This window comes from Clostridia bacterium (genome assembly GCA_026414765.1).
GTDB lineage: Bacteria > Bacillota > Clostridia > Acetivibrionales > DSM-27016 > SKW86.
Genome location: JAOAIJ010000046.1, coordinates 38,961 through 58,745, shown reverse-complemented (window position 1 = coordinate 58,745; position 19,785 = coordinate 38,961). Strand labels below are relative to the sequence as shown.

The window sequence follows — 19,785 nt, the reverse complement described above, 5'->3', positions numbered from 1 at the left end:
ATAAATTCCACATTCTGCACAATTCTTTCAGGTCTACCTGACCGGGAACGGTATAGCTGAACTTATGCATATGATGAATATATACCAAATGTTCCTATTCATCAAATGCAAAATGACGTTATTAACGTCATTTTGCATTTATTATCCAAATTTTTCTCCCAATTTCTTATTTTTTCTAAATATGGTTTGACGTTTTGACGTTATATTCGTATAATAATGATGAGTGAATATAATATTAATAAATAAGAAATAAAGATATAGCTGGAGTGATGATAGTGGATAAGAAAGAATTGGGTAACAGAATTAAGTCGGCCCGCTCGATATTTTCCAAAAAAGAAGGTATAAAGCTTACTCAGCAGCTTTTAGCACAAAAAATAGGTATTTCCAGAAGCTATATGGGCGATATAGAATCAGGCAGGACATACCCTACATTCCCGGTAGTAAAAGCAATCGCGGAAGCCTGTAATATTCCCCTGGGGTTTCTGGTTGATGAAATACCGGATTCAGACAGCATCAGCAGCCTTAAGCCTTGCGTTTCTGAATACCCCTCTGCAACCCAAGGTATTCATGCCGAATATATTTCCATACCGGTATTAGGAATAATCCGGGCCGGTGAGCCTATAGCCGCAAGTCAGAATATAATCGGTTACGAATACATACCTTATGAGATGGCCAGAGGAGGAGATTTTTTCGGCCTAAAGGTTACAGGTGATTCAATGAACAATTCCAGAATATTTGACGGCGATACAGTACTGGTAAGGCGGCAGGAGGAAGTTGAAAATGGTGAAATAGCAGTAGTTATGGTTGATGGTGAATCCGCAACTATCAAACGTTTTTTCAAAACAAATTCAATTATAACTCTTGTTCCCGACAGTTCTAACAAAGAATATCAACCCCGCTTTTTGGATATTACAAAAACTGAGGTTAAAGTGCTTGGAAAAGTGGTAAAAGTTATAATAAACCTATAAAGAGCTATTTATCTTGACATTTACACCTTCTCATTGTAAATTTAAGATAAAATGTAATTATGTATAATGGTAGAATGGTAAATTATATTTAGCGGGGTTTACCCACCATCGTGCAACATAGTTGTACGTAAACGTAGAAAGGAAGGATCTGTTATGATTATTGTAATGAAGCCGGGCTCTCAGGAAAAAGAAATCGGCGAGATTTCCAAAGTACTTGAGTCATTAGGCCTTGGTGTTCATATTTCCCAAGGGACAGAAAGGACAATTATAGGTGTAATCGGAGATAAAAGAGTCTTAAGCGATGTTCCTCTCGAGCTCATGCCCGGAGTGGAAAAGCTTGTACCTATAGTAGAATCATATAAACTTGCCGGGAAGACATTCAAGCCGGAAGCCAGCATAGTAGACGTAAATGGAGTTAAGATAGGCGGAAAAGAGCTGGTCCTTATGGCTGGCCCTTGTGCTGTCGAAAGCCGTGAGCAGATTTTAGAAGCAGCTTTCGCAATCAAAAAGACAGGGGCTCAGTTCCTCAGAGGAGGGGCATTTAAACCGCGAACTTCACCTTATGCTTTTCAGGGTCTTGAAGAAGAAGGCTTAAAATTGCTGAAAGAGGCAAAGGATGCCACAGGTCTTCTGATAATAAGCGAAGTAACCAGTGAAAGGGCAGTTGAAGTTGCTGATAAATATGTAGATATGTTTCAAATAGGAGCAAGGAATGTTCAGAACTTTCATCTACTCAGAGAAGTGGGGCGTTCTAAAAAACCCGTACTATTCAAACGCGGCTCAGCAACAACTATCGATGAATGGCTGAATGCAGCCGAATACATCATGAGTGAAGGAAACTACAATGTAGTTCTGTGTGAAAGAGGTATCAGAACATTTGAAACTGCAACGAGAAATACACTGGATATCAGTGCGGTACCTGTAGTCAAAAATTCAAGCCACCTTCCTATAATAGTTGATCCAAGCCATGCAGCCGGCAAGACGCAATATATTTTACCCCTGTCTAAAGCATCTATCGCAGCCGGCGCTGACGGTCTTATAATAGAAGTACACCCAAATCCAAGATGTGCATTGTCAGATGCTGCTCAACAGCTGACTCCCCAAAACTTCGATGATTTATGCAAAGATATAAGTAAAATTGCCGAAATAGTAGGAAGAGAGTTCCATTATGCAGGATAATACTTTAAAATCTTCTAAAATATCTATCATAGGTTTGGGTCTGATCGGAGGATCCCTTGCAAAAGCCCTCCGCGAGCGCGCAGGCATAAGCCGTATTACTGCTGTAACCCGTCAAATGGATTCGATAAAGCATGCAATTCAAGACGGCACAATATCCTGCGGGTATACGGAAATAACACAGGAAGTTCTTGATTCAGATATCATCTTTATATGTACACCTGTAAGACGTACTATAAAGTATATTGACGAGATAGCGGGAAAAGTAAAACCCGATTGCATAATTACTGATGTAGGAAGCACAAAAGCAGAGATAGTTGAATATGTTAACAATATGGAAAATCCTCCTTGTTTTATAGGCGGTCATCCTATGGCCGGTTCGGAAAAGACCGGATATTCTGCAAGTTTTTCTCACTTGTTTGAAAATGCATACTATATTTTATCTCCAAGCAAATCTACCCATGGTAATCACTTGCAGCTAATGACCGATCTTATTAAAATTATGGGCGGCATACCGGTAATATTGGACTCCAAAGAACATGACAGGATAACAGCAAGCATCAGCCATGTACCTCATGTAATCGCTTCTGCGCTGGTAAATCTGGTGAAAGCGACAGACACATCTGATGGCAAAATGCAGATGCTGGCTGCAGGGGGATTTAAAGACATAACCAGAATAGCCTCCTCCAGTCCCGAGATGTGGGAAAACATAGTGTCAAGTAACAGCCAGCAGGTCTGTACAATACTCGACAGCTTTAAAGCCATGCTTGACGAATTCAAGAAAAATTTAATCAAGGAAGATAATAAAAACATATTTGATTTTTTTAAGTCTGCTAAGGATTTCAGAGATCTGTTTGTTACTTCAGGAAATGTATTAAACCCTGTCAAAGGCCTGATTACACCTATACATGAGATAATAGTTGATGTAATTGACAAACCGGGAATAATTGGAGAGATAGCCACAATACTTGGCAATAATGGTATTAATATAAAGAATATCAATGTATCAAACAGCCGTGAATTTGAACAAGGATGTCTCAGAATAACACTACCCGATTCAGAAAGTACAAATATTGCATTTGATTTATTATGCAGTAAAGGTTATAAAGTATATAAAAGCAACTAGCTTCAATAAAGGATTATAGATTTTGAACATTCGTCCAAACCTAGATACCAAACCACAAACATATAAACATTATCTGCAGCCGGTTTTTACGGAATATAGTCTATAATCCGCAATCTTTAATATAATCTATACAGGATGGGGGAACATCGTATGTTGGTTGAACAAAGAAGCTCCTTGAGAGGTGAGATAGCCGTTCCTGGAGACAAATCCATTTCTCACAGAGCCATTATGTTTGGTTCGCTGGCTAAAGGTACTACTGAGATTGACGGATTACTTATGAACGAGGATTGTTTAAGTACTATTGACTGTTTTAGAAAAATGCAGGTAGGTATTGAAATTCTCTCCGAAAAAAAAGTCAGAATCCAAGGTAAAGGTCTACATGGCCTCAAACCACCTTCTTCGGTACTAAATACCGGAAAATCCGGAACAACAATCAGGCTTCTGCTGGGTGTCCTAGCAGCTCAACCATTCAACTCTGTAGTGAGCAGGGAAGAATCATCTCAAAAGAAAGCTATGGGAAAAGTCGTAAAGCCTTTACGTCAAATGGGCGCACTTATAAACGGAAGGGACGACGGCAATTTCTGTCCCCTCACCATTGCTCCATCCAAGCTTAAGGGTATTACTTATGAATTGTCCGTTCAAGATACTTACATCAAATCTCCCATACTTATTGCAGGTCTGTATGCTAATAGTGAAACCACGGTTATAGAACCAATCAAGTCGCGAGACCATTCCGAATTGATGCTGAATTGTTTTGGTGCGGATATTAAGATAGATGGTCTTACAGTAAAAAGCCATCCTGTAGAAAATCTCTATGGGCAACATATTATTGTACCCGGCGATATTTCTATAGCATCATATTTTATAACAGCCGGACTAATTGTCCCAAACTCTGATATCGTCATAAAAAATGTGGGTATAAACCCTACAAGGACAGGTATTCTGGATGTATACAAGACAATGGGAGCAAAAATTGACATTACCAATGAACATATAGTGAATAATGAAAGGGTTGCAGATATAAGAGTATCAACTTCAAACCTGAATTCAACCACAATTGGCGGAGAGCTGATTCCCAGATTGATGGATGAAATACCCGTAATTGCTATTGCAGCAACAATGGCAAAGGGTACTACCGTAATAAAAGATCTTCAGGGCTACAAAACAAAAGAGTCCGGAAGGCTAAAAAATCTTATTGTTGAACTGTCGAAGATGGGAGCATCAGTCCGCGAGACTGATGACGGGATGGTTATTGAAGGCGGAAAACAGCTAAGAGGAACTGTCATAGATTGCTATAATGACCATGCCATAGCAATGTCCTTGTCAATAGCAGGGTTAATAGCAGAAGGTGAAACAATGATAAGAAAGTCCCAGGTTGTAGATACCGCATTCCCCGAGTTTTTCCCTACACTAAACAGTATATAGCTAGTATAGCAGACAAAGAATAAGCAGGCGGTCTAAACCGTCTGCTTATATATTTTTCTTACCTTTAAATTTTTCGTTCATGTTGTAGCCTAATACCATAAGGCTGTCACTCAGGTGAACATTTTCTATTACCACGTCATACGGAAGTTTTAAATCCATAGGTGAAAAATTCCATAACCCTTTAATTCCCAAGCGTGCTACCCTATCAGCAACAACCGGTGTCTGTTCGTATGGTACGGTAAGTATAGCAATATCAACTTGATTGGTTTTAATAAATTCATCCATACCGTCCAGGTGAAGTATATCTATACCTTTTATTTTTTTTCCTATAAGCTCCGTATCAACATCAAATATTCCAATTATTTTGAATCCTCGCCTCTCAAAGTTCTCATAGTTTGCCAGTGCTTGCCCCATATGGCCTGCACCTATTATTATTGTCTGGAACATGTTGTTTACACCAAGAATGTTACCAATCTCATTATACAAAGATTCAACGTTATAGCCATATCCCTGCTGTCCGAATCCCCCAAAGCAGTTCAAATCCTGACGTATCTGAGAAGCGGTAATTCCCATCCTTGCGCTCAGTTCCTTTGAAGAAATTCTGGTAATATCCATTTTTAGCAGATCAGCAAGATATCTGTAGTATCTGGGCAAACGTCGTACTACTGCAATTGAAACTTTCTTTTTGAGACTCATCAACTTCCTCCTCACATATCAAAAAACTTAATATGGAAAAAACACTATGTCAATTCCATAAATTATGCTGCTTTACTCATAATCAAATTTCTATTAATCAAAACCCTCTGTCGGCGAAGTTGAAACTCCATAAAAATCCCATATGACAAAGTGATTATATCATCTTTGTTATTTTATTGTCAATATTGCCAGCCTTTTGGTATACCTCATACCATTGGTAACCTGTTGCATAACCGGTTTACTATTTGTTATAATGAGCAGGACTGCTGACAGTGTTCAGAAGGATATTCCCTTCTTCAGGGAGTTGTTATTACTAAGAGCGTGTATTCACACACTTTGTTCGGGAGTATAATAATGATAGTTTTAGCTTGCAATAACGTATCATTTTCCTTTGGTACAAATAAAATATTGGAGAATATCTCATTTAATATACAAGACTCAGAAAAAGTCGGCATTGTGGGTGTAAACGGTGCTGGTAAATCAACGCTGTTTAAAATGATATGCGGTTTTCTGCAACCGGACAGTGGGGAAATTTTTATTTCTAAGGACAAAAAAATCGGATACCTGGAACAAAACTCCGGCCTTGATTCTTCAAAAACTATATGGGATGAACTTCTTACGGCTTATTCCACCCTTATTGACATGGAAAAACGTATAAAATTTCTTGAAGAAAAAATCAGCGCTATAAGTAGTAATAGCGCCTCTGTTAATGAAGTCAGCCTGTCCTCTCTTATGAAGGAATACTCTGCTCTGAGCGAAAGATTTGCCAGTCAAGGCGGATATGAGTACAACAGCAGAGTAAAAGGGGTACTGCGGGGCCTTGGTTTTAGCGATGAGCAGTTTTTAATGAAAATACAAAACCTGAGTGGCGGTCAGAAAACAAGACTCTCGCTGGCCAAACTTCTCCTTGAGGAACCTGATATGCTTCTTTTGGATGAGCCTACAAACCACCTTGATATAGCAGCACTTGAATGGCTTGAAGGTTTTTTAAAAAATTACAGGTCAAGTATCGTAATAATTTCGCATGACAGATATTTTCTTGACGCGGTAACTACTAAAACGATAGAAATCGAAAATTGCAACTGTAAAACCTATAGTGGCAATTACTCCTCATATATAAAACAGAAAGCTGTTGACAGGGAGATTCAGCAGAAACACTATGAACTCCAGCAAAAAGAGATAGCCCGGATGGAAACTTTTATAGAACAGCAGAGAAGATGGAACAGAGAAAAGAATATCATTGCTGCCGAAAGCCGTCAAAAAGCCATTGACAGGATGGAAAAAATAGACAGGCCAAAAAATCTGCCTGAAAAAGTAAAAATGAAGTTCAGGACAGGGGTTATAAGTGGAAATGATGTGCTGTTTGTAGAGAACTTAACTAAAGAATACCCAGGCAAACCACTTTTCCATGATATAAGTTTTAAACTCAGAAAAAATGAAAATGTTTTTCTCCTCGGACCAAATGGTTGTGGAAAATCTACATTATTGAAAATCCTTGTGGGAAAGCTGGAAAAAACGGCAGGAGAATTTGAATTCGGACACAATGTACTCATAGGCTATTATGACCAGGAACAGGAAAACCTCGATGAAAGAAATACAATAATCGATGAAGTATGGGATGGCAATGAAAAGCTTACGCAGACACAAATCAGAACCACTCTCGCATCTTTTTTGTTTAAAGGTGAAGATGTAACTAAACCCATCTCAATTTTGAGCGGAGGTGAAAAGAGCCGTGTCAGCCTGGTAAAGCTTATGCTTTCAGGGGCAAACCTCCTAATACTTGACGAACCGACAAACCATCTGGACATAAACTCGAGAGAAGTACTGGAAGAAGCTTTGTCAAACTTCGAAGGTACCATACTCTCAGTCTCTCACGACAGGTATTTTATAAATAAGCTCTCGACCAGAATAATAGAAATCAGCAATACTTCAATTAATGACTTTCAGGGTGAGTATTCACAATACCTTGAGTATAGAAGTAAAAACAAACATACTTCCGAAGACATACGGGAGGAAGTAAAATTATCCTCATCAAAGCTTGAACGGCTTGCAAGTAAGGAAGAAAAGGCCAGGCAGCGTAAGCTGCTGAAGCAGTTAGACGAGACAGAACAGGAAATAACCCGAATCGAGCTCAGACTTTCTCAAATAGATATGGAAATGGTATCTGAAGAGGCTTGCAGCAATCACGTACTATTGACCGGACTGCATGAAGAGCAGGAAAGCCTTAACAACAAATTAGAAAGCTTGTATGAACTGTGGGAAAACCTTTCGCAGCAGAAGGAAGAAATGGGAATCTAAGTATGACAGGTGACAATCACTTACATAATTTATCTATGTAAGTGATTGTCACCTGTTGATATACCACCGGTTTATTGCAATCCTCCTGCTATCAATACCTTTAACTGATGGACAGGGTCTAAATTATTATCCTTATGCCTCAAACCATTAAGGAAGTAGACATCAAAATGTCCATTCATACCATTGCCTGATATCCTGTCATAATTAGGTCCATAACCCCAGTTATCGCTTCTGCCACTCACATTTTGCAGATATGGTACCCCATCTACACCTGCATGAGGCATTCCTGCTACAGATACTGCAAATTTGCGGCCCTCAATTTCTAGAATGAATGATCTTCTATTCCAATTCCAGCTTCCTCCGAATATTTCTTTCATAATATCAGTATCAAGAGCACTGACAGTCTCAGTATCAGAATGGCTTGCTCCCATAGTCCTCCGCGCCATAAAGCTCTTTCCTGTTTCAACATCTATAAATTTACCGGTCTTGCCCACAGAAAATAAATACTGGGCTTCTTTAAACCAATCGAGAATTTCTCCGTATTGAGGTTCCGGAGTGCTTTTTACAGCTATGTTATACACCGGAATCATGAGTTCCTGTCCTAAATAAATAACAGATGATGAGGTCATATTATTAGCAGCTGCCAGCTCATTAACCGGTACTCCGACTTTTTCAGCAATACTCCATAGGTTGTCACCTTTTTGGACGGAATACTGTGAATATGTCACAAAATTCTTAGAAGTATCTGTTTGTATTTCCCTGCTGAAATAAGTACTATTTGCAGTGTTATCAGCTAAATCCTGAATGACAGAAAGGGTAGTATGATACAAATAACCATTTCCCTTAGGCGTTACTACCTTATACCATTCTCCACTTTTCCCAATTACGTTTATTGCCGTTTCTGCCTGCAAATAGCTTAATGCTGTAAACTCAAACCCTGCCCCGCTCCGCAATGTAGCAGTTTTTACAGTCTTAGCCTCCAAAATACTGCTGAAAGGAGTACAATTTTTTATTATAAGCTTCTGACCGATAAAAATGCTGTCACTTGTCAGATTGTTCAGCTGCTTTATTGCATTGATAGATGTTCCAAACAATTGAGATATGACCCACAAGGAATCTCCCGCCATTACCTGGTACACTATCTTCCCATCTACAGGCTGGAATACAAGCAGTATATTTTTTGAAACCTTCATATACGACTCTGCCCCAAGTTTTTCTGAGGCAAACTGTGCAGGAATCATAAACCTGTTTTCCACTATTTTCAATGGTGCAGGTGCCTGTATGTATTTACCGTTAAGCCTGGCAATACTATTGTCCAATCTGAATGCAATCTCATTTTCTCCTTGTCTTAGAATACCCGTCATTGTTGAACTGTCATAGCTGAATGTACCGCCAAGCGAATTCATATACTCTTTTGCCGGTACCAGTAGTGCTCCATTCTGGTATACATTTGCCGTCTTGCTTGACAAAGGCTGGTTGTTTATCATGATATTTGTAATACTTGATGTTTCTGCATAAGATGTACCCATGAGTGATATAGTTACAACCAAAGCTATAATAACTGCCGTAAACCTCTTTCCCGTATGCATTTTTCACCCTCCTTTAGTTTACATAATGTTTATACATTATAAACTAAAGCACCAGGTGAATTCACCAAGTAAATTTTACAAGTAAATAGACATCCTAAGATAGGTATTATATATTCAGAAGATTTTCAGCATTTAGATAGCCTGTGTCATTTCTTTTCAAAATACTTTTTTATCCCGTCAGCAATAGATTCAGCAAGCTTATCCTGATATTCCTTCGTTGCAAGCTTCTTTTCCTCCTCAGGATTAGACAAAAATCCACATTCTACTATTGCTGTGGTTGTTTTTAAATCTCTTAATATTATTATGGGCAGTTCATTAGCTTTTCCTTTTACCAAGGCAACCCGCTTGTTATTTGGATCGGCTATTTCCTTTATCGACGCTTGCAGGTAGTTTGCAAGCTTTTGACTTTCTGGTGAATTATGTGGATAGAAAACCTGAGCTCCCCAGTATTGTGTCTGTGGGAATTTGTTGAGATGTATACTTACAACCAAATTTGCCCCGGCTTCATCCATCAGCTTTTTCCTTCTGTTTAGATCCTGTTTTCTCATCTGAGTCTCGCTTGTAGTACCCTGATATTCCAGTCTATCTTCACTTCTTGTCAAAAGTATTTTATAATTTTCCTTTTCAAGTAGTTCCTTTACCTTAAACGCTATACTCAGGTTAATATCCTTTTCTTTTATTCCGCTGTATTCACTTACAGCCCCAGGGTCTTCTCCCCCATGGCCAGGATCAAGTATAATGAATCTCTGTCCTTCTGGACCATTTGTTGCGGAAATCGTATCACTTTTTAGATTCAGACTGTAAACTGCTATAGAGAGCAGGAAAATGAGTACTATCAAAGCCACATTATTCTTTCTGAGCAAAACTATCATACAGTATCAACCCCTCCTAAATATCCATTATAAGGATATTCAAGTATAGGTTGGACATATGCAGGATTGAAAAATAAAAAAGTACAGCCAGCTGACCGGCTGTACTTTCAAATCAGATCATCAATATTTCCGCCTAACCTCTTTATCGCTGCTGCTATTTCAAGATATGTCTGTCTATCAACTGATGCCCTGTTTTTTTCTAAAAAGCCTCTGAGCGCAGGTATAGCTCTTCCATCGCCATAATCGCTCAGGCACAAGGCTCCCAAAATCCTGTCATCCATCTTTGCAAATGCTTCCTTGAGACACCTGAAAATCTCATCGCTTTTATTGTCTTTACCCACCCTTACAAGAGCATTCAAAACATATTCATCTATATATCCTATTCTTTTCTGATCCATGATCCTGTCTATTATGTGATTTATCACCGGCTTTCCAATAGCAACAAGAGCATCATTTATCTCCTCTACCAGGTTTTCATTTTCCTCATTTAGCTTGTATGCCATATCTAAAAGCGGCTCAATGGCACTTTCTTTCTTTAATCTTCCGAGTGTTCTTATAGAAAGTATTGGTATAAAGTAATTTTCACTGCTGTTTATAAGTACTGTATCAACTGATAACTTTAAAAGCTCTTCAACGACACTTTCTCCAAAGTATTCCAGCCTGTCAAGAAATACTTCAGGGAGATCTTTATCACAAATCTCCGCACCCATTCTAAAAATCTCCATAGTGTGGGCAAGATCATTCAGGCTATAAAAAAACTCTTTAGGGCTTAAACCATCCAGCGACGGTATGGGAGTATGTTCCCACTCCTTTATATCGCCTTTCAAAAGACTGTTGATTTTTTCCTCCCCAAGCTTCAGTATATCGTCGCCTTTAAAACCCGATAATATTTTATCATATCCCTTTTCAATAATATGATTATAGTTCTCAAAAATCAATTTTGCCTTTTCCAAACTTTTCCCTCCACTTCCGAATACAGTTCATTTTGATTTATATGAACTAAACATACATTAATAAAAAGCGGCACTACATACCACTAGCATTAATGGCAGTAATACCGCGTATGCTCTTATTTGAATATCAACATTTGCCTTATCCCTAACTACCCTCTCTACTATCTCTTATACCTCCGCCTAAAAATTTACGGAGCTCAAAACCATAGTAGCCTGCTAAGTATCCAAACAATGAAATAACGGGTACTACCAGGTATGAAAGTAAATAAACATAAGACTTTTCATTACCAAGTTTAATTACCCAGTATAAAGGACTCAATAAAGTATTAACAGCTACATGCTTTAATCTTTGCATATCAAATGCTTCTAACTGTAACGGAATAATGGGGATAACAAGTGTTGCTATGATAACGGGTAAGAAACCCAAGACTCCGTAAATTATACCCTTTATCGGGAAATGGTTTATTTTGTACTGTGGTTTCCTTTCCTTCAATGCCAGCTTCCTCATACCTGAATACAAAAATGAAACCATTAGAAAAAAAATAACCAGTGAATAAACGAATAAATATTTATAAAATATAAGGAAGAATACGGCAAAAAACAGCATTGATATAGAATAATCACTTAATACTTTTAATGCCCCTCTTGTATAGTCCTTTAGCAATATACTCTCCACCTTCTACTGTTTTCTCTTATCCTTAATATACACACTTCCTGATATGGTTTTTGCCTTTTTCTTGACCTCTGCGGCTATTTCCGCTACCTGTATGTGACTTATTATATTTCTATTCACATTTGATACAACAGCTATAGAAATAGACATTATTGGATATTTAATTACCTGCCCTTGTCTGTTTGCAGTTATAATATACCCGTTTTCTCTGTCTTCGGTCGAATATAATCCAATTATTTTATTGTCGAAATCCTTGATTATGCCTTCACATATTGTATCGGCGCTATCCGGAACAGAAATTATTACAAAGTCGTCCCCGCCTATATGTCCGATAAAATCTCTGGGAGTTCCATACAGATGCACATTGTCAGTTATAATATCGGCTGTAAGCTTTATAGCTCTATCACCACTGGCAAACCCGTACACATCGTTATATGCTTTAAAACTGTCCAAATCTGCATATATTACAGAAAAGGGCTCCTTTTTAGCTATTCTTTGATTAAGCTCCGTTTGGATCTCAATATTTCCCTGCAAGCCTGTAAGCGGGTTTGCCCACCTGTTTCTGTCAATCCTTTTCAGTGTATTGTTTACCCTGCTTATCAGCTCCCTAGGATTAAAGGGTTTTATTATATAGTCATCTGCTCCCAGTTCAAGACCTGTTAACTTATCATCCTCTGCATCCTGAGCTGTTAACATGATAATAGGCATAAGATTATTACTTTCATCATCTCTTAGAATCTTACAGGTTTCAAAACCATCCATACCGGGCATGATAACATCAAGAATGACAAGATCGGGTTTCTCTTCTCTAACTTTTTGTATCCCTTCAATTCCGTTAGATGCAGAAACCACCTCATACCCTGCTCCCTCAAGTATATCGGTTATAAGCTTAATCATAAGCTCCGTATCATCTATTATCAAAATCTTTTTTTTAAACATTAACCTTTCCCCTATGTTAAGTAATAAAAGGCATGGTTGCAATTAGATTATATATTATAAAATTCGGCATGTAAAACAAAATTTATTCTAAAAAAAGAGCTGTGCCATACTAAAGTCACAGCTCTCTACTGGTGCCGGAGACCGGAATCGAACCGGTACGATCGGTAAAGATCGCAGGATTTTAAGTCCTGTGCGTCTGCCAGTTCCGCCACTCCGGCATGTATAAACATTTAAAGCGGCAAATATTATTAATTATGATATCATGTGTGTATGGCAAAGTCAATAAGTCCGGGGCACAGTGGCCTATGGAGAAAATTTACAGGACACAGTCATATTCAGTATGACTAAAATATATTTTTTGGGGTATAATATTAAAAATGCCTGTAATGTGATATACTTATATATAGTGCAATATTCTCAAGCAGCTACAGGTGGTAGGATAAGCAAGACTATAAGGTACATTATTGATCTTCAGGCGAATATAAGAAAATGATCGTTCTTAAGGTATTATCCTGCATACTAAAATTCTGTCTGCTTATTATAGCGCACTATACATATTAAGGAGTGATTTTTTTGGCACAATTCTGTACTTGTGGGTCAATAGTAATTAATAACCACTGTACTAACAAAAACTGCACAAACAAGACCGAATCCGGCGGAACCTCCGCCAAAACTGCAAGAGGTACAAAAAAAGATACTAAAGAAGTAAAAGCTGCAAAGACCTCTAAAACCAGAAGAGCTTCAAAATGTATTACATACAATTTGTATGATATTAAGGATGAAAATGAAAACATAAACTGATAAACAAAAAACCGGGTAGTTTGATACCCGGTTCTTTTGTTCTATCAATCAGATTTTTTACGCTATTCTCAAGCCGGAGAGCAGTTTTCCTTCCTTCTGCTACTCTGTGCACCCGTTAAATTAAGGCTGATTGCCTAAACTGCATTATGAACAAAGGAAACAATTGATGCAATAGGTATGTCTGTCACTGAGCCAACTGTATATACAGGATATCCATTCCAGCCACCAGCTGTAACCGCACCATTTATACCTGCAGGAAGTACGGGGCCTGGTCCATAACCTACATTACTGCCGCCAGTGCCTGCTCCTCCATATCCATAGCCATAGCCTACATTAAAACCTGTACACGCATTGCCCAGAGAGCATCCCGGGGGAGGCCCAATCCTGGTTATCAGGCGTACAAAGCATTCATTGACAGACAAAACTACACCTGTAAACCCTGAACCTGACTGTCCACCACTGCTTGTAAAAATTGTAACAGTTTCTCCAATGTGGTTAGACAGGAGAGCTGCAAAGCTTCCGCCACCAAATCCATCTGACATATATTTTCACCCTTTCTTTACCGATATCATATTAGGCTTTGTTACTTTATATTATGTATACTGCAATGGTTGTGTTACACCATATACCAATATCTGTGTCCCCTTCACTTGTTAATAATAAGACCGGTGTCTTATGCCAAAACAGACAGCCAAGCTTCTGCACACGTTAGAAGCAGCCTGACTGTCCGGCTCTATACACTATACGGCATTATGCACAAAGGATACAATCGCAGCAATCGGTATATCTGTTACAGAGCCTACTGTTGCTACAGGATAACCATCCCAACCGCCAGCCGTTATTGCTCCGACCTCGCTTGCCGGCAGTATAGGTCCATTCATCCCTCCGCATGATCCTCCACACGATCCACCCCAATAAGCCTCCGCATCAACGTTAAACCCTGTACAAGCGTTTCCGAGTGAGCATCCCGGTGGTGGTCCTATTCTGGTAATAAGACGTACATATGCTTCATTGACAGCCAGTATTACACCGGTAAAACCCGCACCCGACTGTCCGCCGCTTGATGTAAATACCGTTACGGTTTCTCCTATATAGTTTGCAAGAAGCGCTGCGAAATTTCCACCTGTAAATCCTCCGGCAAATCCATTAGCCATACCTTTCACACCTTTCTTTATTGTTTAAAATAATACATTCTGCTCTATATTATGTTAATATACCGGGTAGTGTTACAAACTGATTTTAGATGTCAAAGCAATACTAATTGGCTGCTGTTTTGCTAAATAAGCAAAACAGCGTTTCAAAAATTATCAATATACACGAACAAATAAACTTTCTCAAACAATAAAAAAGCCTGAATTGCTATAATAAACAATCCAAGCTTTTAAATAATATGAATTCTATAAGCTGAAACTAAGCCGACCCAGCATATAAAGCAAGTCTGGCTTAACAACTGCTAAAATTCTGCAAAATTTTGCTTCATCACCCGTTCTTCTTCGGTTATCCTTAAAACCAAGGTAATTAGATATACAGGAAATACGACAATAAATAGCATGTAAAATTTACTGATGAGGGTTATGGAAATCAACTCAGGGATAATATTCAAAAAGTAATTCGGATGCCTTATATACTTAAAGAAGAAGCTTTTGTTAATTTTATGTTTTTTTGCGATAAGAAGTTTTACAGTCCATACCTCTCTGAGTTGATAGATTACGAGTATCAGCATTATGAATGAGAACAGCCATATAAGCAAACCGACAAAAGATACGGTATCAAACTGCTGTTTATTCAGGGCAGAATATGTAATTGTCCCCAAATAAATTACCGTATGCAATACAGCCATAACTGTACTGTTTTTTTTTCCATATTCTATTGCCCCCTCATTTTTAAGCCTTCTTTCATTTTTTATAGAAAAAATAAGCGTCAAAAGTCTTAAGACAAACGCGATTGATAGTATTGCAACAATAATCATCATACACCTCCCAGGTAACATATGGTAATTTTATAATATATTTCTACAATTATCAATAGAATAGTATTTCTTTTATCCCTTTCTACATTTACATTACTCAACATCAAAAGCCTCTATAGTAAACATATATTTTATATTCTGTAAATTATTGACATGGGATATACAAGATGATACCATTCCAATATGACATTTTTTTCAATCTATCAAGTCATATCTGTACTACCGGCTTAAAGCCAGTAAAATTATCCAAATTTACGGAGGTGTATTAAGTAATGTTTTTTACCCTATCTGAGTATCTTGAAAGTCTTAAGAAAACCAATGAAAAAGGGTTGTATTTTATTGAGGATGCTGAAAAAACTATATATATTCCCTACAGCAAATTGTATGAAAAATCCCTCAAAGTTCTACATTACTTACAGCTAAGCGGAGTAAAACCAAAACAGGAGATGGTTATACGTATAGACGACAATCAAAGTTTTGTCTATATATTTTGGGCATGTATACTGGGTGGTATTATTCCGGTGCCTGTATCCGGTGGAAATATAGAGGATGTGAATTCAAGAACATTTAATATTTGGAAAGTGCTTAAAGATCCGTGTCTAATTTCAACCAGGCAAGCCTCTGAACACATTAGCTATTACATAAAAGAGAAAAATACTCGTGATAACGATATCTGCCCTGACTTTCCGGTTTTAGTACTGGAAGAAGCTTTATCAGCAAATGAGCCTGGAAAAATCGAAAAGGCTCTTCCAGATGATATAGCCCTTATTCAATTCTCGTCCGGCTCTACAGGAGAACCTAAGGGTGTAATTAACTCCCATGAAGTAATACTCACAAATTTGAGAGCATCTACATCAGCATTGGATATAACGGAAAAAGATTCTTTCCTGTACTGGTCTCCCCTTACTCATAACATGGGCTTGATATTTTTTAATATACATGGTGTAATAAACGGAATAAACCAGTACGTAATGCCAACCCAGTTATTCATTCAAAATCCGCTCTTGTGGATGAAAAAAGCTTCTGAATACCGGATAACTATGACAGGATGCCCTAATTTCGGCTTCAGCCATCTATTATCATATTATAGCGAGGATGCATTAAAGGAATGTGACCTGTCCAGTATAAGAATTATAATAAACGGTGCGGAACCAATCTCCTATGAATTATGTAAGAGATTCATGAGCATACTGGCAGTACACAAGATAAAAGACACTGTTATCGTTCCCTCCTACGGTATAGCGGAAGCTTGTGCAGCTGTTTCCTTTTCTCCATACGGCTCTGAAATCATACAATACACTCTGGACAGAAACACGACAACTACAGGAAATAAAATAAGCGATGACATACCGGAAGACAAAAGCAATTGCGTATCCTTTGTTGATGTAGGATATCCGTTGAGTTCCTGTAAAATGCGTATCTGCGATGACAATGACAAGGAGCTTGATGAAGGTTACATCGGACATATACAATTATCAGGAAGGCAGCTTTCTTTAGGGTATTACAATGACGAAGAACGGACACGGAGCGTTTTTACACCGGACGGCTGGCTGAGAACAGGAGATCTGGGTTTTATCAAAAACAACCGCCTTATTATAACCGGCAGACACAAAGATATTATTTTACTGAACGGCAAAAACTACTACCCTCATGATATCGAAGCAGTGGCAACTGAACTGGACACTATCAGCACCGGCGATATCGCAGTAGTGGGAGTATATGACAGCAGCAGGCATACTGATGAAATCATAGTATTTATGGCTGCAGGAGAAGATATTGCCGATACAAATCTGACTGCAAGCATGATTATCAGACATATAAACAAAAGAACTTCACTAGGTGTGCAAAAAATAGTCCCTATCAGCAGCATTCCAAAAACAGTAAGCGGAAAACTGAAACGTTCCAGTCTAGCGTCAAGATATCAAAACGGAGAATTCAAAGATACTGTTATAGATATTCAAAATCTTGAGGAAAAGTCTCCAACCGCATCAGACAGTGATGAGCCAGCTAATATATTTGAGAAAAAAATACTAAACTTATTCAAGAAGGTTCTTAGAATAGGCAAATTAAGCGTAAATGATAACTTTTTTGAATTAGGTGGAAATTCCGTTGCTACTCATATGCTGATTATGGAAATAGAAAAGGAATTTGATTTCAAATTATTCCTGAGTGAAATGTATGCCTACCCGACAGTTTGTGATCTCAGTAAGTATATCGAACAAAATGCAAATATTAAAAGCGGAAATAAAGATAAAATAATTCTTGAGGACATAATACCCTTACATGAAGATACAAGGAATTGCTATGAAGATTTGATCGCCTCCCTTGCTTCATGGCTTGGAAGGGATCACCAGATGCTTTACCTTAAGGATTGGGACTTTGAATTTGATGAAACTAAAGGGGATCTGTTGGGTAAGTGCCTCAGCCCAAAATCTGATTTAAGCACAAGAATAGATTTGTTACATAAATATCATGGAATAAAGCTGACCGAGCAAAATTGCAAAGACGCAAAAGAAGCTCTGAAATTAATCAGAAATGAAATTTGTGAAGGCAGACCAGTTGCCATAAATCTTGATATTTTCTGGTGTCCATGGTTTCAGGTAGCTTATCAGCAGTATCACGGTCAACATTTCTGCACAATAAACGGTATTGACAGTAATGACAATTTGTTTTGCATTGACTCATCTCCTATGAATTATGGGGATTTCTTGCCAAAGGAACATTTTTTGAATGGTTTTAATAAGTACATGCTGACCATGTCAGTGGATGAGGACACATCACACCTGACAGGTAGTTGGCAGGATATATTAAGAGAGAGAATCTCATACATGTATGAAAAAGTAAATGGATTCAACACTTTTGAACAAATGATAAATTTCTCAAAAGCCCTGGAAAACTGTAATGATATAGAACAGGAAATAAGGGAGTTCATGGACACTGATGTATTCTTCTCCCACATCTTCGTCCAGTTGCAGCAGCTATACCGCAACAGGATTCACTTCGGTGAAAGCTTAGCCTATCTTGGTAAGAAAAACAAAATAGGAATACTGGAAAAATACGCATCCGATATTAATAGAATCGGTTTTATATGGAACTCAATATATGGCTTTATTATAAAAGCATGTTTGTCTTCAGATAAAGCTTTCAAGAAAGAAGTCTCCTATGCAGCTGCAAAGAAAATCCTCGAGATTGCGGTACTTGAAGAAGAATTTGCACAAAATCTGCTCCAAGCTACATATGAATACGATAAAGATTATGTTTTTGAAAACATAGTAATTAATGGTGAGGAGTTGACTAAGGACATAAGGGAAAACCATTTGCTTGACTTGAAGGATTATTTGAACAACAGAGCATTTTCTGATTTGGGAAATACTCGTGATGCCAGCTTTGTAGAAGACCATGGAAGACATACCTATCTGGTTGCGGATGAAAAAATAATAAGCAGCGCGGTTCTAAAGTTTAATGATATTAGTTACAAGTTGCCTGAATACAAATCAGAAGCTTTTGACAACATACTCTGCCTCGGACAAAAGATCGTGTTAGACAACCCCGGCAGATATAAAAAGATCTTTATAGTAGGATGTTGTGATTTTACTTCTCATCCTACTACTATGCTATTAGAATATGAAAGCGGGCTTACTGAGAGATCGGCACTGGATTTTACAGATTATTCACTTAACAATGGCTTCTTTAATGAATCCATTGTATGGAGCGGAAGCGTAATGGAAACCGGCCCGGATCGTATAGACACCATACCCATACTAGGCAAACTGTTTGCTCAATGCTACTCTATTCCTGACAATGATAATTTACAGGAAATTACTTTGCCCTATTGCCCAAATATGCATGTATTCGCAATAACCCTGTGTAAGTGATTGGGGCAGGGAACAAAAGTGGCTAAACAGTAACAATTTACAGGTTATCGTTTAGCCACTTTCATCTTGGAGACGCTATTCAGATTTATGTTATGTATCAGTTTATTCGTTCTTCCGGCTACAATATTGATTATCTGTACTTTTCTATATATTTTGTAATTGACGCAACTGTTCCAAATGCTTACATACGGCCCAATCTTACCAACATTTGAGATATATGGCATTCCATTGGCAGATTTTTGCATTGTATGGGCTATTTTTTGAATAATTTTAAAAAAATTTTACTAAGCTTGACGGATATATTGATACAAAGGAGAAACCGAATTCACTGGCAACTACCCTTCTAATCCAGGATATCTGGGAAAATATCGACTCTCTTTTATCTAGCAGCCTGTTAAGTACAGACTTTTTTCTCTACTTTGAGC

General features: G+C 38.0%; 16 protein-coding genes and 1 tRNA gene. 7 read left to right on the top strand and 10 right to left on the bottom strand.

The window, feature by feature from the left end; translation table 11 throughout:
* Nucleotides 1-275 precede the first annotated feature (275 nt).
* The 4 genes from N3I35_18195 to aroA all read left to right on the top strand — a co-directional run bounded on the left by N3I35_18195 (nucleotide 276) and on the right by aroA (nucleotide 4,695).
* Complete coding sequence (locus tag N3I35_18195) at nucleotides 276-968, top strand: helix-turn-helix domain-containing protein (protein ID MCX8132014.1); 693 nt, start codon at nucleotides 276-278, stop codon at nucleotides 966-968.
* Nucleotides 969-1,121: 153 nt separating this feature from the next.
* A complete protein-coding gene (gene aroF, locus N3I35_18190) occupies nucleotides 1,122-2,147 on the top strand; it encodes a 3-deoxy-7-phosphoheptulonate synthase (GenBank protein ID MCX8132013.1) in 1,026 nt (341 codons plus the stop codon).
* Complete coding sequence (locus N3I35_18185; GenBank protein ID MCX8132012.1) at nucleotides 2,137-3,270, top strand: prephenate dehydrogenase; 1,134 nt, start codon at nucleotides 2,137-2,139, stop codon at nucleotides 3,268-3,270. The genes aroF and N3I35_18185 overlap by 11 nt, the downstream gene beginning before the upstream one ends.
* Before the next feature lie 150 nt (nucleotides 3,271-3,420).
* Nucleotides 3,421-4,695, top strand: a complete 1,275-nt coding sequence (gene aroA / locus N3I35_18180; GenBank protein ID MCX8132011.1) for a 3-phosphoshikimate 1-carboxyvinyltransferase — start codon at nucleotides 3,421-3,423, stop codon at nucleotides 4,693-4,695.
* A gap of 45 nt (nucleotides 4,696-4,740) precedes the next feature.
* Here the strand turns inward: aroA and N3I35_18175 are convergent, their stop codons facing one another.
* The gene (locus tag N3I35_18175) at nucleotides 4,741-5,391 is read right to left on the bottom strand and encodes a redox-sensing transcriptional repressor Rex (protein MCX8132010.1); all 651 of its coding nucleotides are present in this window, start codon (nucleotides 5,389-5,391) and stop codon (nucleotides 4,741-4,743) included.
* Nucleotides 5,392-5,745: 354 nt separating this feature from the next.
* On the opposite strand from N3I35_18175, the gene abc-f reads away from it, so the two are divergent.
* Nucleotides 5,746-7,689: an ABC-F type ribosomal protection protein gene (abc-f, locus tag N3I35_18170; protein MCX8132009.1), complete on the top strand. Its 1,944-nt coding sequence runs from the start codon at nucleotides 5,746-5,748 to the stop codon at nucleotides 7,687-7,689.
* 71 nt (nucleotides 7,690-7,760) lie between these two features.
* Here abc-f and N3I35_18165 read toward each other — a convergent pair whose 3' ends face one another.
* The 6 genes from N3I35_18165 to N3I35_18140 form a co-directional block, all read right to left on the bottom strand.
* Nucleotides 7,761-9,278 carry a LysM peptidoglycan-binding domain-containing protein gene (locus N3I35_18165; GenBank protein ID MCX8132008.1) on the bottom strand — a complete coding sequence of 506 codons (1,518 nt, stop codon included), beginning with the start codon at nucleotides 9,276-9,278 and terminating at the stop codon, nucleotides 7,761-7,763.
* 146 nt (nucleotides 9,279-9,424) lie between these two features.
* A complete protein-coding gene (locus N3I35_18160) occupies nucleotides 9,425-10,150 on the bottom strand; it encodes an N-acetylmuramoyl-L-alanine amidase (protein MCX8132007.1) in 726 nt (241 codons plus the stop codon).
* A 107-nt stretch (nucleotides 10,151-10,257) separates the two neighbouring features.
* Nucleotides 10,258-11,103: a hypothetical protein gene (locus N3I35_18155; GenBank protein MCX8132006.1), complete on the bottom strand. Its 846-nt coding sequence runs from the start codon at nucleotides 11,101-11,103 to the stop codon at nucleotides 10,258-10,260.
* A gap of 145 nt (nucleotides 11,104-11,248) precedes the next feature.
* Nucleotides 11,249-11,767, bottom strand: a complete 519-nt coding sequence (locus tag N3I35_18150) for a hypothetical protein (GenBank protein MCX8132005.1) — start codon at nucleotides 11,765-11,767, stop codon at nucleotides 11,249-11,251.
* Nucleotides 11,768-11,782: 15 nt separating this feature from the next.
* A complete protein-coding gene (locus N3I35_18145; GenBank protein MCX8132004.1) occupies nucleotides 11,783-12,715 on the bottom strand; it encodes a response regulator in 933 nt (310 codons plus the stop codon).
* 129 nt (nucleotides 12,716-12,844) lie between these two features.
* A tRNA-Leu gene (locus N3I35_18140) sits at nucleotides 12,845-12,933 on the bottom strand.
* A gap of 355 nt (nucleotides 12,934-13,288) precedes the next feature.
* On the opposite strand from N3I35_18140, the gene N3I35_18135 reads away from it, so the two are divergent.
* Nucleotides 13,289-13,516 (top strand): hypothetical protein, encoded by a 228-nt coding sequence (locus N3I35_18135; protein ID MCX8132003.1) that lies wholly within the window; start codon nucleotides 13,289-13,291, stop codon nucleotides 13,514-13,516.
* 134 nt (nucleotides 13,517-13,650) lie between these two features.
* Here N3I35_18135 and N3I35_18130 read toward each other — a convergent pair whose 3' ends face one another.
* The 3 genes from N3I35_18130 to N3I35_18120 form a co-directional block, all read right to left on the bottom strand.
* The gene (locus N3I35_18130) at nucleotides 13,651-14,058 is read right to left on the bottom strand and encodes a hypothetical protein (protein MCX8132002.1); all 408 of its coding nucleotides are present in this window, start codon (nucleotides 14,056-14,058) and stop codon (nucleotides 13,651-13,653) included.
* Nucleotides 14,059-14,256: 198 nt separating this feature from the next.
* The gene (locus N3I35_18125; protein ID MCX8132001.1) at nucleotides 14,257-14,670 is read right to left on the bottom strand and encodes a hypothetical protein; all 414 of its coding nucleotides are present in this window, start codon (nucleotides 14,668-14,670) and stop codon (nucleotides 14,257-14,259) included.
* Between the two features lie 299 nt (nucleotides 14,671-14,969).
* Nucleotides 14,970-15,485 (bottom strand): DUF1295 domain-containing protein, encoded by a 516-nt coding sequence (locus N3I35_18120; protein MCX8132000.1) that lies wholly within the window; start codon nucleotides 15,483-15,485, stop codon nucleotides 14,970-14,972.
* Nucleotides 15,486-15,757: 272 nt separating this feature from the next.
* Here N3I35_18120 and N3I35_18115 point away from each other — a divergent pair, with 272 nt between their 5' ends.
* Nucleotides 15,758-19,360: an AMP-binding protein gene (locus N3I35_18115; GenBank protein ID MCX8131999.1), complete on the top strand. Its 3,603-nt coding sequence runs from the start codon at nucleotides 15,758-15,760 to the stop codon at nucleotides 19,358-19,360.
* The last annotated feature ends 425 nt before the right edge of the window (nucleotides 19,361-19,785 follow it).

Coding starts and splice junctions, on each gene's coding strand:
- N3I35_18125 (MCX8132001.1), bottom strand. CDS start 14,670: ATGGCTAATGGATTTGCCGGAGGATTTACAGGTGGAAATTTCGCAGCG.
- aroF (MCX8132013.1), top strand. CDS start 1,122: ATGATTATTGTAATGAAGCCGGGCTCTCAGGAAAAAGAAATCGGCGAG.
- N3I35_18175 (MCX8132010.1), bottom strand. CDS start 5,391: ATGAGTCTCAAAAAGAAAGTTTCAATTGCAGTAGTACGACGTTTGCCC.
- N3I35_18120 (MCX8132000.1), bottom strand. CDS start 15,485: ATGATTATTGTTGCAATACTATCAATCGCGTTTGTCTTAAGACTTTTG.
- N3I35_18165 (MCX8132008.1), bottom strand. CDS start 9,278: ATGCATACGGGAAAGAGGTTTACGGCAGTTATTATAGCTTTGGTTGTA.
- N3I35_18130 (MCX8132002.1), bottom strand. CDS start 14,058: ATGTCAGATGGATTTGGTGGCGGAAGCTTTGCAGCTCTCCTGTCTAAC.
- N3I35_18185 (MCX8132012.1), top strand. CDS start 2,137: ATGCAGGATAATACTTTAAAATCTTCTAAAATATCTATCATAGGTTTG.
- N3I35_18115 (MCX8131999.1), top strand. CDS start 15,758: ATGTTTTTTACCCTATCTGAGTATCTTGAAAGTCTTAAGAAAACCAAT.
- N3I35_18145 (MCX8132004.1), bottom strand. CDS start 12,715: ATGTTTAAAAAAAAGATTTTGATAATAGATGATACGGAGCTTATGATT.
- N3I35_18160 (MCX8132007.1), bottom strand. CDS start 10,150: ATGATAGTTTTGCTCAGAAAGAATAATGTGGCTTTGATAGTACTCATT.
- aroA (MCX8132011.1), top strand. CDS start 3,421: ATGTTGGTTGAACAAAGAAGCTCCTTGAGAGGTGAGATAGCCGTTCCT.
- abc-f (MCX8132009.1), top strand. CDS start 5,746: ATGATAGTTTTAGCTTGCAATAACGTATCATTTTCCTTTGGTACAAAT.